Annotated in this window: 14 protein-coding genes and 1 pseudogene; 9 read left to right on the forward strand and 6 right to left on the reverse strand. The window is 62.3% G+C overall.

The genetic code is table 11. The features are described 5' to 3' along the window. Positions 1 to 603: 603 nt before the first annotated feature. Together ACVWYO_RS21310 and ACVWYO_RS21315 are read right to left on the reverse strand one after the other, a co-directional pair. On the reverse strand, positions 604 to 1,245 hold the full coding sequence (locus tag ACVWYO_RS21310; protein ID WP_457354254.1) for a DUF2285 domain-containing protein: 642 nt from the start codon (positions 1,243 to 1,245) through the stop codon (positions 604 to 606). 7 nt (positions 1,246 to 1,252) lie between these two features. Beyond that, positions 1,253 to 1,318: pseudogene (locus ACVWYO_RS21315) on the reverse strand (transcriptional regulator domain-containing protein); the annotation flags it as partial. Between the two features lie 356 nt (positions 1,319 to 1,674). Here ACVWYO_RS21315 and ACVWYO_RS21320 point away from each other — a divergent pair. The 8 genes from ACVWYO_RS21320 to ACVWYO_RS21355 all read left to right on the forward strand — a co-directional run bounded on the left by ACVWYO_RS21320 (position 1,675) and on the right by ACVWYO_RS21355 (position 7,560). Then, the gene (locus tag ACVWYO_RS21320; protein ID WP_457354256.1) at positions 1,675 to 2,418 is read left to right on the forward strand and encodes a helix-turn-helix transcriptional regulator; all 744 of its coding nucleotides are present in this window, start codon (positions 1,675 to 1,677) and stop codon (positions 2,416 to 2,418) included. 105 nt (positions 2,419 to 2,523) lie between these two features. Then, positions 2,524 to 3,111 carry an acyl-homoserine-lactone synthase gene (locus ACVWYO_RS21325; RefSeq protein WP_457354258.1) on the forward strand — a complete coding sequence of 196 codons (588 nt, stop codon included), beginning with the start codon at positions 2,524 to 2,526 and terminating at the stop codon, positions 3,109 to 3,111. A gap of 16 nt (positions 3,112 to 3,127) precedes the next feature. After that, complete coding sequence (locus ACVWYO_RS21330; protein WP_457354260.1) at positions 3,128 to 4,000, forward strand: phytanoyl-CoA dioxygenase family protein; 873 nt, start codon at positions 3,128 to 3,130, stop codon at positions 3,998 to 4,000. Continuing rightward, positions 3,997 to 4,602, forward strand: a complete 606-nt coding sequence (locus tag ACVWYO_RS21335) for a GntR family transcriptional regulator (RefSeq protein ID WP_457354261.1) — start codon at positions 3,997 to 3,999, stop codon at positions 4,600 to 4,602. Before ACVWYO_RS21330 ends, ACVWYO_RS21335 begins: the two co-directional genes overlap by 4 nt. 115 nt (positions 4,603 to 4,717) lie before the next feature. Next, complete coding sequence (locus ACVWYO_RS21340; protein WP_457354263.1) at positions 4,718 to 4,837, forward strand: benenodin family lasso peptide; 120 nt, start codon at positions 4,718 to 4,720, stop codon at positions 4,835 to 4,837. A gap of 155 nt (positions 4,838 to 4,992) precedes the next feature. Continuing rightward, a complete protein-coding gene (locus ACVWYO_RS21345) occupies positions 4,993 to 5,112 on the forward strand; it encodes a benenodin family lasso peptide (protein WP_457354265.1) in 120 nt (39 codons plus the stop codon). Positions 5,113 to 5,162: 50 nt separating this feature from the next. Further along, positions 5,163 to 5,822 carry a lasso peptide biosynthesis B2 protein gene (locus tag ACVWYO_RS21350; RefSeq protein WP_457354267.1) on the forward strand — a complete coding sequence of 220 codons (660 nt, stop codon included), beginning with the start codon at positions 5,163 to 5,165 and terminating at the stop codon, positions 5,820 to 5,822. 1 nt (position 5,823) lies between these two features. Then, positions 5,824 to 7,560, forward strand: coding sequence for an asparagine synthase-related protein (locus ACVWYO_RS21355; protein WP_457354268.1), 1,737 nt, complete (start codon positions 5,824 to 5,826; stop codon positions 7,558 to 7,560). Here ACVWYO_RS21355 and ACVWYO_RS21360 read toward each other — a convergent pair whose 3' ends face one another. From ACVWYO_RS21360 to ACVWYO_RS21375, 4 genes are all read right to left on the reverse strand, one after another. Further along, a complete protein-coding gene (locus ACVWYO_RS21360) occupies positions 7,561 to 9,660 on the reverse strand; it encodes an Atxe2 family lasso peptide isopeptidase (RefSeq protein ID WP_457354270.1) in 2,100 nt (699 codons plus the stop codon). It abuts the gene before it with no gap. Between the two features lie 14 nt (positions 9,661 to 9,674). Beyond that, entirely contained in the window at positions 9,675 to 12,194 is a 2,520-nt protein-coding gene (locus tag ACVWYO_RS21365; protein ID WP_457354272.1) for a TonB-dependent receptor domain-containing protein, read from the reverse strand. 164 nt (positions 12,195 to 12,358) lie between these two features. Continuing rightward, complete coding sequence (locus ACVWYO_RS21370; protein ID WP_457354274.1) at positions 12,359 to 13,324, reverse strand: FecR family protein; 966 nt, start codon at positions 13,322 to 13,324, stop codon at positions 12,359 to 12,361. Further along, entirely contained in the window at positions 13,321 to 13,911 is a 591-nt protein-coding gene (locus ACVWYO_RS21375; RefSeq protein WP_457354276.1) for an RNA polymerase sigma factor, read from the reverse strand. The genes ACVWYO_RS21370 and ACVWYO_RS21375 overlap by 4 nt, the downstream gene beginning before the upstream one ends. A 692-nt stretch (positions 13,912 to 14,603) precedes the next feature. Here ACVWYO_RS21375 and ACVWYO_RS21380 point away from each other — a divergent pair. Further along, on the forward strand, positions 14,604 to 14,891 hold the full coding sequence (locus tag ACVWYO_RS21380; RefSeq protein ID WP_457354278.1) for a transposase: 288 nt from the start codon (positions 14,604 to 14,606) through the stop codon (positions 14,889 to 14,891). Positions 14,892 to 14,957: the final 66 nt, after the last annotated feature.

Below are 14,957 nucleotides of genomic sequence, written 5' to 3' on the forward strand. Positions count from 1 at the left end.
AAACCCACAAGGCCTCCCCGGAAAGCGGGGGTGGGCGGCACCTGGCGACCAAGAGGCCCGCCGCAAGTGGCGCCGGCACCGTGAGGCCGCAACGCAGTGAAGGAGCCGGGCGAAGCCCGGCTTGCGGGCGACGCTGGCGGGCCTAGCCGGGAGCGCCGCCCACCCGCGCTTGCCCGGGAAGGCCAATCCAACGCCGCCGCGCGCCAGCGCGGCGTCCGCATCGATCGGCGGCTCGGCCGCCCCATCAAACACCGGCACCCCGGCGAAGCGGGCGGCAAGAGGTGCTGGGTCGGGCTTCGCCAGCAGCGACGTGGCGGAACGCCGCCGAGCGGCTGAGAAACCGGGCGCACCGTCCGCCCGCCCGAGCCGGAGCGCCCGCGGGGCAATCCGAAGGCGTCGCACCCCGCCGTGAGCGAAGCGCGACGGCGGTGTGCGTCATCAGCCCCGCTCCCTCAGGCAAGCGATAGCGCGCCCGCGCCAGCGATCGTCACCGCCAGGCCGAGACCCGCGCAGCGGAGCTCGGGGGCGAGGTCTCGGCCGAGCCATAGAGCGCGCTCGTCAGCGACCAGCGGACGAGGCGTCAGATCCAACGCCGACAACCGATCATCGAGACCCCGACAGCATCTGGCGATATCCCCCGGCCGCCATGGCCCGTGCATCGACGACCAGACGCCTGACCTGCGACCTGAGCGCATCGCTCGATCCGTCCCACTGCCGATCGACACGCTCCTGGCCGAACACTACGCGCGCGATTTCGCGGTGGCTGGCGCCCGCCGCCAACCCATCGCTCACCCGCAGGAGCAGAATGAAGCGGTCCATGCGCGGGTCGACCGGATAGAGCGTCGCTGCGAACCGCCGGTGCCGAAAGAAATGCAGCAGGCGCCGCAGCGGCAGAATTCTACGAGCCGCGGTCGAGATGCCACTCAAACGATAGTGCAAGACGACAGGCCCCGGGGCGATCAGACTGCCGACCTCAACGTCGAGGCGGATATGATGCAGTCCATCAGACAGGACGGCATGTTCGCCACCTGCCGGGTCCGCAGCGACGGTCAGCCAGGGCGCAAGCTCGGCCGGATCGATCGCTTCAGCTGCGTCCGGACCAGAGCGTTCGCTGATGACCGGGAGCGTTCCCGGATCGAGTTCGGCATGCCAAAGGATCCGGGCGTCCGGCGCGGCGCGCTCCGGATTCTCGGCGAAAGTGGATCCCCCATTGGACAGGATCGTGAACCGGGCGAGCGGTCGCAACGCCGCGTGTCGCGGTGGTCGCCTTCGTGTACCAGGCGACATAGTCGCGGTCGCGACGGAGCCATTCCCACATCAAGCCCGCGCGATCGATACCGCGTAGCCGGGCATAAGGCGCGGGGTCGCGCCATCCGCCGTCGGTCGCGTGCGAACCGTCCTGCGTCACGGCGGAAAGCGTTCCGAAAATCCATTCGGACTGGCGCGACCTTCCCCCAAAGGCGAAGCGCAATATATCCGCAATATATTCGACTTAGGTGCCGCGTCATGATATCGGTTGGCTCGGGAAGCCTCTATAAAGGTGCGCCTTTTCGATATTTGCTCCCGGCCGGTGTGAGAATCCGGCCGTGAGCCTGAAGCAAGCGTGGAAGGGGCGTTCGCGGGGGTGACGGCGACTTGAGGCGCCGCCCGTGGCCGGGTCGATGCCCAATGGGCATGCGCACGATCGCAGAAGACTTTGTCGGGCGCTTCGCTACCGCCTCGACACCTGATGATCTCGCACAGGCACTCCATTCCGTCTGTGAAACGATGGGCTTTGAATATTTCGCGCTGTCGCACCATGTCGATATCGGTCGAAGCGGCGGCACCGCGATCCGCCTTCACAATTATCCCGATCAATGGGCGGATTATTACGACGCCAACGCGCTTGGCGTTTCCGACCCGGTCCACCGCGCCAGTCACGTGACTGGCGCGGGTTTCGTCTGGTCGCGCATTCCAGAAATGATACCGCTGACCGGGCACGACCGCCGAATGCTGGCCTTGGGCAGCGAACAGGGCATAGGCGACGGCTTCACGATCCCAACCAATGTTCCTGGCGAAGCCCGTGGTTCGTGCTCGTTCGCCAACGCCGCCGGTCATCCGATGCCGTACGCGATGTTGCCGTTGGCCCAGCTGGTCGGTGTGTTTGCATTCGAAGGCGCGCGACGGGTGTGGTCGGTCCGTCGTTTCGAGTTTGAGCCGCAGCCGCTGTTGACCGATCGCCAACGCGATTGTGTGCTGTGGGCGGCGCGTGGCAAGGGCGATTGGGAGATTGGCCGCATTCTTGGCGTGAGCGAGGAGACGGTCGCACGCCATATCAAGCATGCCTGCCAGAAGTACGGAGTAAACAAGCGGACATTGGTGGTGATCCGGGCGCTGTTCGACGGAACGATCACCTTCGGGGATATTTACCGCCGCTGATATGACCCTTTTCCGGTATAGCGACCGAGCCCGTATCCGATCGACCTTGGCGCATAAGCCAAGGAGAGTTTCATGCTTCATCTCGTTCGATCGAGCGCCGGCGAAATGCCCGACGCGATACTCCGCGCGATGTTCGCCGCGCGCAAATCCGTGTTCGTCGACTTGCTCAAATGGAATGTGCCGGTCCTCGACGGGCGCTACGAAATCGACCAGTTCGACGATGTGCACGCTCACTACCTTGTGCTCACCGACTATGACGGGGTCCATCTGGCGTCGGCGAGATTGTTGCCCACCGTTCGACCGCACATTCTCGGCGCGCTATATCCGGAGCTGTGTGAAGACGTGCCGCCGACGGGTCCGGCGATTTTCGAAATCACCCGCTTTTGTCTCGACCGCCGCCTACGGGCGCCCGAGCGCCGTGCCGCGCGCGACACCCTCGTAGCGGCACTGGTCGATTATGCGCTCGCGCAGCGCATCTCCGCTTACACGGCGATCGCAGAACTCGGCTGGTTTCAGCAAATCCTCGCGTTCGGCTGGCATTGTGTGCCGCTCGGGCTGCCACAAAACGTGAGCGGCGCGCCCCTCGCCGCGTTGCAGATCATGATCACCCCCGAAACGCCCGCCTTGCTCGACGCCGCCGGGATACGCGCCCGGCAAGCGATGCTCGCTCACCGGGAACTGGCCGCGGCCTGAGAGACAAGGAACGATCATGAACATTCAAACTAACAGCGTCGAACGTTGGACCGCCGAATTACTAAGCGAAGGATATTGCATCATCCCCAATGCACTGCCGGTCGCGACTATCGGCGCGCTCAATACCGATCTCGACCCGACGTTCGAGCGGACACCGTTCTGCCAGGGCGGCTTTTATGGCGATACCACAAAGCGGTTCGGACGCTTGTTGTCGCGGTCCGAGCACACTGCTTCGCTCGTACAACACCGCACGATCCTCTCCGTGGTCGAGGCACTGCTGTCGCCATATTGCGACACGGTCCAACTCAATGTCACCCAGGCGATCGCCGTTCATCCCGGTGCGCCAGCGCAACTGCCGCACCGCGATCAGGACATGTGGCGCGGACCGGTCGGCGAGATCGAATACCTCGTCAATGTCATCTGGCCATTGACCGAATTTACCGCGGACAATGGTGCGACGTTGGTATGGCCACGCAGCCATGGTGCCAAAGCGCTGGACGTCGGGCCGGACGCCGAACCCGTCGCAGCGGCGATGGAACCAGGATCAGCATTGATTTTTCTTGGCTCGGCGTTGCACGGCGCTGGGGAAAACCGCTCCGCTACGGTGCGCCGCGGGCTCGTCGTGGGGTATGCGCTTGGCTGGCTAAAGCCATATGAGAACCAATGGCTCGCCTATCCGCCACCGGTTGCGCGACGGTTTTCGCCCGAACTCGCCGCATTGGTGGGATATCGACAGCATCGACCGAACCTCGGTAATTACGAGGGACGTTGCCCATCGATCCTGCTCGGCGACGACGTTTGCGACCATCTTGCTGCGATCGACGCGCTTCGCCCGGATCAGGAAGAGGCGATCGCTGCCTATGTCCAAGAACGGCGCCGGGGGTCGTGAACTCCGGCGCTACTGCCGAGCGAATTTACGATTCGATCAAGCGCGCACTGCTCGAGCACGAGTTTCGACCGGGCGATCGACTTGATCCAGCACTGCTTGCCGACACACTGTCGAGTAGCGTCACGCCCGTGCGCGAGGCCCTAAATTTGCTGACGGGCGAAGGATTGATCGACACCCGCAAGGGGGACGGTTTTCATGTGCCGGGGATCGACGAGCCCGGCGCTTGCGATCTCTACGACTATAACGAGCAACTGTTGGTCCTTGCGCTGCGGTGCTGGCCAAAGCTTGTGCCCTCGCCCACCGGACTAACGATCCCCGACACCGGCCCGGTCGACCGCACCACCTTTTTGTTTGCCCACATCGCTAGGCGCTCTGGGAACGCCGAACATGCATCGGCAATCCAATCCGTATCAGACCGGCTGACAGCAATGCGCCATATCGAGGTCGGACTTTTGGCAAACATCGACGAAGAACTCGCGGCGATCGCGGACTGTCTGCAACGCGATGACCGTTCTGGACTACGCCGAGTCCTTGCCGCGTATCACCGGCGCCGACGTCGTGTAGCGGCGGCTATCGTCCGCGGTCTCTATCGGTCGAGATAGCCATGCCGACCCGGCAACAATCGGCTTATTTTCAGCGTATAAAATTGGGATAGCCAGAGCGCGCCTTATGCTTTGCGATGCCGTCAAATCGACGGCCTCAGCAAGGAGCAAGACGATGGAACGCAATGACGACGTCATCGAACTCGGTGCAGCCAGCATCGAAACCAAGGGCCCGGTCGGCCAGATCACCGATGCCAAGCTCGGCCTCGGCGCGACGGGTCTTCATCAGGACTGAGGTGTCGGTGCGCGACCGGAAGGTCGCGCACCTTCGCGCGCGCCGATCACGCCGCCAAAACAATCGGCAAATAATCAGCGTATAAAATTTGGATACGCACGTCCTGTCCTAGACTTTGCCTTGCCGCACATCGGCGGTGCTGAAGGAGCAAAGCAATGGAACGCCAAGATGACATGATCGACCTCGGCGCAGCAAGCGTCGAAACCAAAGGTCCAACCGGTCCGATCGTTGATTTCAGGTTCGGCATGCCCGCAACCGGTCTCAACGACGAATAAGCGCGCGCGCGGCCGCAGGGCCGCGCCCGCCGATCTGCGGATAAGAACTGATGGACTATGCCCTCCACGAAGAAGTTTCATTCTGCGATGTCGCTGGGCGGCTCCTCTTTCTTGACCTCCGTCAAGATCGCTATTTCTGTCTGGCGCCCGATGGCGAAGCGGCATTTCGCGTGCTCCTCGCGGAAGACATTCCGGACGAGCGCCAGCGCGAAGCACTCGATCGGCTGCTTTCCAACGGAGCGCTTCGCTTCCGGCCCGGCAGCCCTGTCCCAAAGCCGTGCAGTGCGCCGTTGGCCGCAGAGACGAGCTTGCTCGATGCACCGACCATAATTCCCACGACATCCAGTCTGGGTGCAGCGATGATCCAGTTGGTGGCGGTGCCGATCGAACTTCGCCTGTTCGGCCTCGCCTACGTCCTCCGCCGCACTGAGCGACGCAAGGGCGAAGCCTCCGGCGAGCCGCACGGCGAGGCGAGAGCTGTCGTCGCCGCATTCCAGCGGATCGGGTCGATCATCACGGCGCATGATCGCTGCCTGCCGCGCTCGATCGCCGTTGCAAGACGCCTGATCGCGTTGGGCCATCGTCCGGACCTGCTCATCGGGGTCAAGCTCCAGCCCTTCAAGGCACATTGCTGGGTTCAGCTCGGCAGCGTGATCGTCAACGAGCGTCGCGATGTCACGCGTGCGTTCACGCCAATCCTGGTTTTGTGAGATGACGCGCTACGCCATCCTGATCGATGCCAACCCTGCATCCCATCTCGAGGCGATCCGTCGGGCTGAGCGGTTCGGTCTGGGCCTGATCAGGAGCCGGCCAGGCCTTACGATTTTTGCGCGGCAGGATGGTCCCCATATATCGCTTGGCGAACATGGCGTGGTGTTCGGTGCATTGTTCACGCCGGGCGTACCCGACGCCTTGACCAACCTGCAGCCCGAGACGCAGGCAACAGTGCTGGCCAGCCAGGGTCGACATCTGATCCACGCCTATTGGGGCGGCTATATTGCCGTTTTCGACACGGACGCGGGCGTGACGATCGTCCGCGCGCCGTTCGGCGATCTGCCGTGTCTGTTCGTCTCGAGAGACGGGCTATTTTGCGCGGCATCCGACATTCCGACGCTGGAAGCGCTCGGGCTTTACGATCGCGTGGTGGACTATGATGCCGTTGCACGCCATCTCGTCGCAGGGGATTTTCGGAATGCTGACACCTGCCTCAAGGGCGTTTCGGAATTGCGTGGTGGTGTGCGCCTGTCCGTAAACGCGGGAATGGTGCGAACGGAGACACTGTGGTCGCCGTGGAAATTTACCGGCAAGGCGTCGCGCCTTAACGATCGCGTGGAAGCCGATCACCGACTGGCAGATCAGGCGCGGTACAGTATTCGGTTGCGCACAGCAGCGTACCGACGCCCGCTTGTTCTTTTGTCCGGCGGCCTGGACTCGTCGGCGCTTGCTGCATGCCTCCATCATGCCGGACGCGATTTCGCTTGTCTAACGGTCGCCACGGCGAATCCGACAGGCGACGAACGCCACTTTGCGCGTGCGGTCACCGATCGCCTACAGTGTCCCCTGGTCGAACGTTTCGGCGATCTTGCCCGCATCGATCTGCTACGATCGACCGCAACCGACATGCCGCGACCGGTCGCGCGTAGCTTCGAACAGGCTACGCTCGCGCTTGCGGCGGAGGTATCGGACGAGCTGGGTTGCGATGCCGTGCTAGACGGTGGCGGCGGCGACAATGTCTTCAACTCGTTGCAGTCCGCGACACCAGCTGCCGATTGTCTGCTGGACGACGCGGGCCGCCCGCATTTCTGGCCGTTGGTATCGAGTATTGCAGAGCTCGCCGACACCTCTGCATGGCAGGTAGCATATCGTGCCTGGCGACGCGCGCGACGCCCGGACAATGCCTATCGGTGGAAGCCCGACCTGCGCTTCCTGTCGGTCGCCGCGGCGCAGCGCGCGAGCGAAGCGCTTGCTCATTCTTGGTGCGTTCCGCCGTCCGGCACGCTCCCTGGGCGCGTCGCGCATGTGGCGATGCTGATACCAGCTCAAGGACTTGCCGAGGATGGCGACCCGTTTCGTCACCGCCCTGCCCTGTCGCCGCTCGTATCGCAGCCGTTGATCGAAACCTGTCTGCGCATTCCGAGCTGGTTTTGGTTCGAGCGGGGCAACAACCGCGCGGTCGCGCGCCGGGCATTTGCCGCCACGCTCCCCCCCGACATTGCTTGGCGGCGCTCCAAGGGCACGCCCGATAGTTTCGTCGTCGAGATTTTCGAGGCCAATCGGGAATTGATCCGCCGCTGCCTTCTTGACGGCGTCCTGGCGGCGAACGGCGTGATCGATAACGATGCCCTAGCGACCGCATTCGATGATCGTCGACCTACGCGCGGCCATGATTTCGTTCGCATCATGCAGTTGATGGACGCGGAAATCTGGTGCCGCGCGCAGGCTGACTGATCAGTTCACGACTGTCGGCGAAGGTGCCACGCGCTTGCGACGCATCGCGTCCCAGCGCGCGAATTGATCGCGTTTTGAAGGGGCATTGCTTCCGACACTTTGAAGCCAGAAAGAGAACCAGTCGATATTGCGCTGGTAGATCGCAAGCCGGTGCGCGGGTTGCCATTTGTTGTGGTACTCGTCGGGAAAGACGTACAGCTCGACCGGCTTATTGCTCTCGCGAAGCGCGGTGAACGTCACGATCGACAGCAAAGCTTCGCGGTCGGCCAATTGCATCAACAGCGGCGTGTCCAACGCTGCGGCGTTCTGCGCCAGCGAAAACGGTTTCCAGAAATTTCGATTGTCGTCGACGATTCGCGGATAGCCCATGACAGTGTGGTTCCAGTCCGCCCAAGCAATGCCGCCAAGCGCGAGATCACTGACGGGTTCGTCGCAACAGGTGCTGATCGCGGCGGCCGCGAACTTACGGGTGTTGACGAGTGCGAAGGCGACGTTCGCGGCGCCATCGCTCAATCCGGTGAGACCGACCCGGGCAGGATCCGCAATCCCGCGCGCGATGACCTGATCGACCCCGGTCGTTACGGCCGACAGGATGTTCCGGCGCTCGGCCCAGTCGCGACGACCGGCACCGTTGACGTCATCGAATGTCCGAATATTTGGAAGGATACTCGCAATATGCGGCGGCCGCTCGAAGCTCAGGACCGCGAAGCCTTTCGCTGCCAAAGCGAAAATCGGATATTCGTCGCCGACGCCGCCGCGCAGAAACCCACGGCTGAAATAGACGACAACCACCATCGGCAGCTTGCTCTTGCCGTCATAGCCGGGCGGCAAGACCAAATCACCCCAGGCGGGCAGACCGCGATCGTTGCTCCAGCGCAACCGCTCGACCGATCCCAACCGGATGTGCGCAAATTCGGGGTTTGGGTCGAATAGCAACCGGTCGGTGCCAGTCGAGAGATCAATTGCCACCAGGCGACGCGGTGTCGTCGCGTTCTCGCGTCCACACAAAAGCAGGTCTGCAGTGCGCGTGCAGCCGATCAAACTGTCCTTCGTCCGCAAGATTGATGCGATGTTGCCGCTGTCTGGCGTCCACCGATACAGCGCGGTCTCTTCCTTGTTCCAGCCCTCGCGGCGCAGGAACACCAGGGTCCGAGCTTTGGCATCCCACCAGATATTCAGGATGCCGCCGTGGCACGCCTTGTTGCTGCACAGCGTTCGTGCCCCTGCGCGACGCGTGACCCATAGTCGGTTTGGTCCAAGCGGATTATTGCCGGATGGCTCTGTCCAGGCATAGTCGCCGTCTGTCGACTTGGTCGTGCGGTAGACCGGATTACCGGCTGGCGCTGTGGGCGATAGAAGGGCCCGCTCGTCCGCGCCTGCCACATGGACGCGCGCCGACGCCAGATCGACGACCGACGCGACGAGCGGGACATCCGACGCTTTCAGACTTGGACGCGACGTCACGTCGAGGCTGACACGGTCGTCATAGAGATAGCCGCTACGGGATTCCGTATCGAGCCGCCGCTCGCCGATGACGACACCCGGTCGACTGGTGTAGATCACGCTTTGGCCATCGGCGGACCAGGTGAACGCCTCGACGTCGCTCGCAGCGCTCGTGATGGGCTCGGCACCGGTGCCGTCTGTCTTTGCCCGCCAAACCTGCGTGCGATCCTGAAGCCGTTTCAGATACCCGACCCACCGCCCATCGGGTGACCAGGCTGGCACGACCACATCGGGGAAACCGGTGGTGACGTACATGCCGCGGTAGACCCCCTTCACCAGCGGCAGTTCCCCGCCCCGGTCGATCACGCGCGGCGCGGATCGACCGTCGAGTGCCACGATGACCAGGGCACGGCAGATCGTATTGTTGTCGGGATCTCCCCGGTTGATCACGAAACTCAGGTGTCGACCGTCTGGCGAAATCGCGATCGGACTGGTTTCGTCGTCTTCGGCGTCGGGATGGCCGATGTCGCGAAGCGTTGCGAGATCGTGCGGTGTGATATCGCGCATCGCGCCGGAGGGGACAGGCGCGGGCAAGATGTCTCCGCAAGCGGCGAACGCAGGTCTTGCGACGACCAACGTGGTGATCGCAGCGAGCACCAAGACGTGGCGGCTCACCATTTCTTCGTGACCGAGAGGCTGATGACGCGGCCGAACGGCGAGTAGTTGGTCGAATCGTAGGGGGTGTCGTAGAATAACGATGTTGCGATCGGCGTCGGCTTGTCGTTGAGCACGTTCTGGATGGACAGCGTGATGTCGATCCCGCCGAAAATCCCCTTGCCATCTTTACCCCGATAGCGTGCCGTCAGGTCGATCGGCATCATGCCTGCGACATGCACGGCAGGCGTCGAGCGCGAGTCGCGCACCGATCCGATAAAATTGACCGTGGTGTCGAGGCCGAAACGTCCGCGTTCCCACAGGAGATCGGCCCGGCCGCGCAGATGCGGTGGATTGTAGAGGATACCGGCCAGCTGCGTGACTGGAAGCGTCGCGATGATCCGCTGGTCGCTGACGAGATAGCTTGCGTTCAGCGTCAGGTTAAGACGGTTTGCGCCGAGTTTCGTCTTGTAATTTGCCAAGGCATCGATGCCATGTGCGCGCTGGCGACCGGCATTGACGCTGCTATTGTCGACGATTGCTATGACCCGGGTCGGATCATAGCCCGCACCACCGGTAATGTCGGTGAAGGAGGCACCGCCCGCGATGATCGCCGCTTGGGCGGCACCGCTCGGCGCTCGCGCCACGAAGCTGGCATTGGCGGGATCGCTCAGAGCGGTCGAGGTGAAGGCGATCGGGGTCACGATCCGATCGGCATAATCGACCGAGAAATAGCTGAGTTCGAGCTTCAGGCCCTCGATAGCGCGCGGATGCAGATCGAGGGTCGCCGACCAATTCGACGATCGTTCGGGCTTGAGCGCCGTATTGCCGCCGACGACGAGCAACGCGGTCGTACCGGGCACCGTTGCGCTACCCCCGACGGACGAGGCACCGACCAGATACACCGATCGCGGCTGATATTGCTGATACAGGGTCGCGGCGCGGAACGAGCGTCCCCAGCTCGCCTCGATGTCAAAATCCGGGGTCGGTGCGTAGATCAGTCCAAGCTTTGGCGTAGCGACCTTGCCGACGCCGGGGTAGCGCTCATAACGAACGGCGGCACTCAGGCTTAGCTGATTGACGAACGCGATGCCCTGTGCAGAGGAAATCAGCGGAAGGCTGAGTTCCCCGAAGGCATAATAACTGCTCTGCGCTCGGTCGATATCCTGACTGACGGACCCCGTGACGCGCGCGAACGCGGTTCGACGATACCCTGCCCCGAATGCCAGTTTGGCTGTTCCACCGGGCAGGCTGAGCAGCCGCCCGTTGCCGGATAGCTCGACATTTTGCTCGCGGTTGCGGTACGTTCCGCTCCCCGGATCGACGCGCGTCGTGCCGAAGAACAATTCCCCGCCATAAGTGACACGATCCCGACCATAGCTACCTGAGAGCGACGCCTGCCATTCTGCCGGCAAGGCCAACGTGACTGATGGTGCAAGGCCAAAGGACTGCGCGATCGTGAACGACCTACCGCGACTGATCGAGAGATCGCCTGCAAAGTTGAGGGGGAAAGTCTGGTCGGCCCAGCGCTGGTTGAACAGCCCGTCGAGCGCGAACGTCAATCCGGGCGCAATGTCCTGATGAGCAACCAGCGCCGCACTATGATGGCGCAAGCTTGGATAGAGCGTCAGGCCGGGCGAGCGACCCGCCGCATAGTCGCGCTGACGTGCTTCGATCTGAGTGTTGCTGGCATATTCATAAGCAATTAGTGCGCCGCCCGACTCCCATTGCTTCCCCGCTGTCGCATCATATTGCTGTTGAAAAAGGCCGCCATCGGTCGCCGCTCCGACCCGCGCGCCGGTCTCCAGCCCGTCGAAATCATGGCGCAAGATGACGTTGACGACGCCCGCGACGGCATCCGAGCCGAACAGCGCCGACGCGCCATCCGGCACGATCTCGATCCTATCAACCGCGCCGAACGGAATGGCCGAGATGTCGACACTTTGCTTGGCGGCGCTGTAGGACAGGCGGTGACCATCGAGCAGCGTCAGCGTCGCATCGCTGCCGAGACCGCGCAGATTGATCGAAGACCCGCCGCCCACATCGGCGCCGTTTGCCTCCGGGACGTCGAAGCCGATCCCGGGATTTTGACCGCCGCCGAAGCTTTGCGGCAAGGTGCGCGCGACGTCGGCGAGATTTGCTTGGCCGGCACTCCTTATACTGTCACGACCGAGGGTGATGACGGTCGATGCGACTGGAGCACCGCGAATGCGAGAACCGGTGACGACGATATCCGAAGCGGCTTCGTCGTTCGGCAGCGCACCCGGCGGTGACCTATCGACACGCTGGATGACAACGCCGCCTGCAACCGACTTCGCGCGCAGCCCGGTGCCTGCCAGCAATGCCGAAACCGCCGCCTTGATCGAAAAATCTCCGTCTAGCGCGGGCGCGCGCTTTGCTTCGACAAGGTCAGCGGGCGCAACGACATTGCGGCCTGTCTGCACGGCGACGGCACGGAGGGCGTCAGCAAGCGACTGTTCGGGAAGATGATAGGTGCGGTGGTCGGCATCACGTGCGACCGCTGGAGCGGTCGTCATCAGTAATGCTATCGTGCCGAGCGACGTAGACGCTGCCGCCAGTGCAAATCGGAATTCCCCCACAGATGATCCCCTTTTGGCGATGCACCGAATTCGGCATCGTTCAGGGGCGTTGACACCCAAGGCAACCGATCCCCTGGGAATTTATTCAACCGAGGATCAAGTTAGGAACCGCCGCTTACCAGCACATAGTTGTCGCGATCATCTCGGGTCAGTGAAAGACGGAACGTCGTAGCTAGCATGCGTGCCAGCGCATCGGTCTCTTTCGGGCGGAATGTGCCCGTGAAGGGCAAGCTTTGGATCTTAGGATCCGACGTGATGATCTTTTTTGCGGTATATCGGTTGGATGCTTCGATCACGTCAGAAAGTCGCGCGTTTTCAAACGACAACATGCCACTTACCCATCGCAAATCCGCGGTTTCTGACAGTCGGTTGATGTCGGTGGTCGGCGATATCGTTACACTCTGCCCTGCGGCAATATGTCTTAACAACGCCTGACCAACGCTGCGAACATCGACGGAACCGCTAAGCGAGACCACGGAAACGCTGCCTGGGAACACGCCGACGTCGAACACGGTGCCGGTAGCAGTCACCGAGTTCAGGCCCGCGCGTATGACGAAGGGACGGCTTGGGTCTTTTACAACGTCAAAGCGGGCTCTTCCGCGAACCAGAAGTAAATGACGCTTGCCTGCCGTGAAGGCGGCCGTCAGGACGGTGTCGGTGTCGAGCGTTACACGCGACCCGTCTGGCAGCCTCACGGTACGGATTTCGCCGAGCCGACTAGCATAAGCTGCAGATACGGTGCCAGAATCCCCAGATAGTCCGCCGACACCAAGAAGAGCAAATAGGGCCACCGCCGCCGCCGCAAGCATCGCATAGCCGTGCTGACGTCGTCTAGTGACCGCATAAAAATGCTGTCGGGACTTGCCTATTGGCGTTGTTGCGACGCGTGCCATCTCGTCCCAGCGGGCAAGCGCAGTCTCATAGGCGTCGGCATTCGCAGGATCGGCGCCGAACCACGCTTCAAACGCCGCCTGATCGTCAAGATTCCGCGACGACCTTAGTCGATTGAGCCACGACAAAGCTTCTTCCGCACGGGTCGCGTGAAGATCGCCGCCCTCATCGATCATAGATGCGAGCCCAAGGTGCGGTGGATATGGGTAAGCGCTTTTGACATATGCCACTCTACGCCCTTGACGCTCAGGCCAGTCCTCTCGGCAATCTCGACGTACGTCGCGCCGTCTAAGCGATGAGCCATAAAAATCTCGCGAGTCTTCGGGCCGAGCCTGAGCATAGCGGCCTGTAGTCTATTTAGCATGTCGCGCGCTTCAAGCGTCTCGATTGGATCGATCGGCAGAGGAATAAGAGCGTCATCGACCTCGTAGTGGGCAATCGACCGATGAAAAGCCGTCCGCGCCCGATTGCGAAGGATATTGGTAGCGATCTGAGTTAGATAGGCTTCCGGCTGATCCGGCGGGGCGCTTCGGACCTGTTCTGAATATGCGAGCCGGACGAAGCATTCTTGCAAAAGATCGCCGGCATCTTGGCGATCGGACTTACGCGCGAAGAATCGGAGCAGTCGTGGCGCCTGCGACCGATAAAGCGCCTCGAGCGACGAAGTTGCCCTACGCGGTTCCGCCGCCCGATCATCGGGCGGGATCGGGTCGGCCTCCGACAATATAGATACCGTGGTGGCGGCAGCCGCCTCATATTTCACTCGCACGAGATCACCTGCCCGCCGGCCGATCGCATGGGCGATGCGAAAGTTCTGCTGCAGGGAAGTTTACGCATGATGGTTCCGCCTGAAAGCGAGGCGAAGCCGGCAGAAGCCGGGTGTTGAGAACATGCTTGAGACACGCGCCGACGCTTTTAGTCGCAAGCGACCTGGACATATGCGTCGGCCACCCGGCTGCATCGCAGTACGGTATCCGCTACTCAAGCGAGGTTCTCACGCCTCGACGCTGGCAATCGCCACCGCGACATCAAGATTAGAACCTCGCCAGAAAGTTGCAAGCGCGGTGAATCGTTACCGTCAAGATGCTCGCCACCGAGGTTGATCGTGGCGCCTGCGCTTTCGTTTATGCGGTCCATTCGTGTGGATAGGCGTCGACGCAGGGCTCTGACTCACTTTTGGTGCAAGCGCGTCGATACAAGCGAGTTCTCCGAAGGAGGATATCGCCATGGATGGAAAGGTTTTCGAAAATCTATCGCCCCGGCAGGGTTAGTGGTCGACAAAGTTGAGATCGCGGCCGGGCAGATATTGATCACGGGGCGATCCCGCTCGCCGGTTTCGATCTGCCCGAACTGCTGCCGTCCACGCTCAAGTAAAGCCAACGATCATTGGCATTGAAGACTGGGCATGGAAGCGGGGCAGCGATATGGAACGGTCGTCTGCGATCTTGAGCGCCGATGCATTGTCGATCTGCTCCCAATCGCGGCGTCGACACCGTGGAAGCGTGGCTCAGGGCCCGATCAGAGGTTCGTATCGTCTCGCGTGATCGCGGTGGCGGCTACCGGCATGCGGCTGCGCGTGCCTTGCCAGGCGCCCTACAGATTGCCGATCGTTGGCATTTGATGGAGAACGCGAGCCAGGCGTTCCTCGACGCTGTCCGTAAATCCATGCGTGCCATCCGTCAGGCACTCGCAGCAGCGCAACCCGATGCAGAACCCCTCACCTGTGCCGAGCGGCGGCAATAAGAAGGCTTCAAGCGGCGTCAGGATGCCGATGAGACGATCCGCGTACTGCTTAGCACGGGATCGTCG

Source organism: Sphingomonas sp. UYP23, from assembly GCF_054059235.1.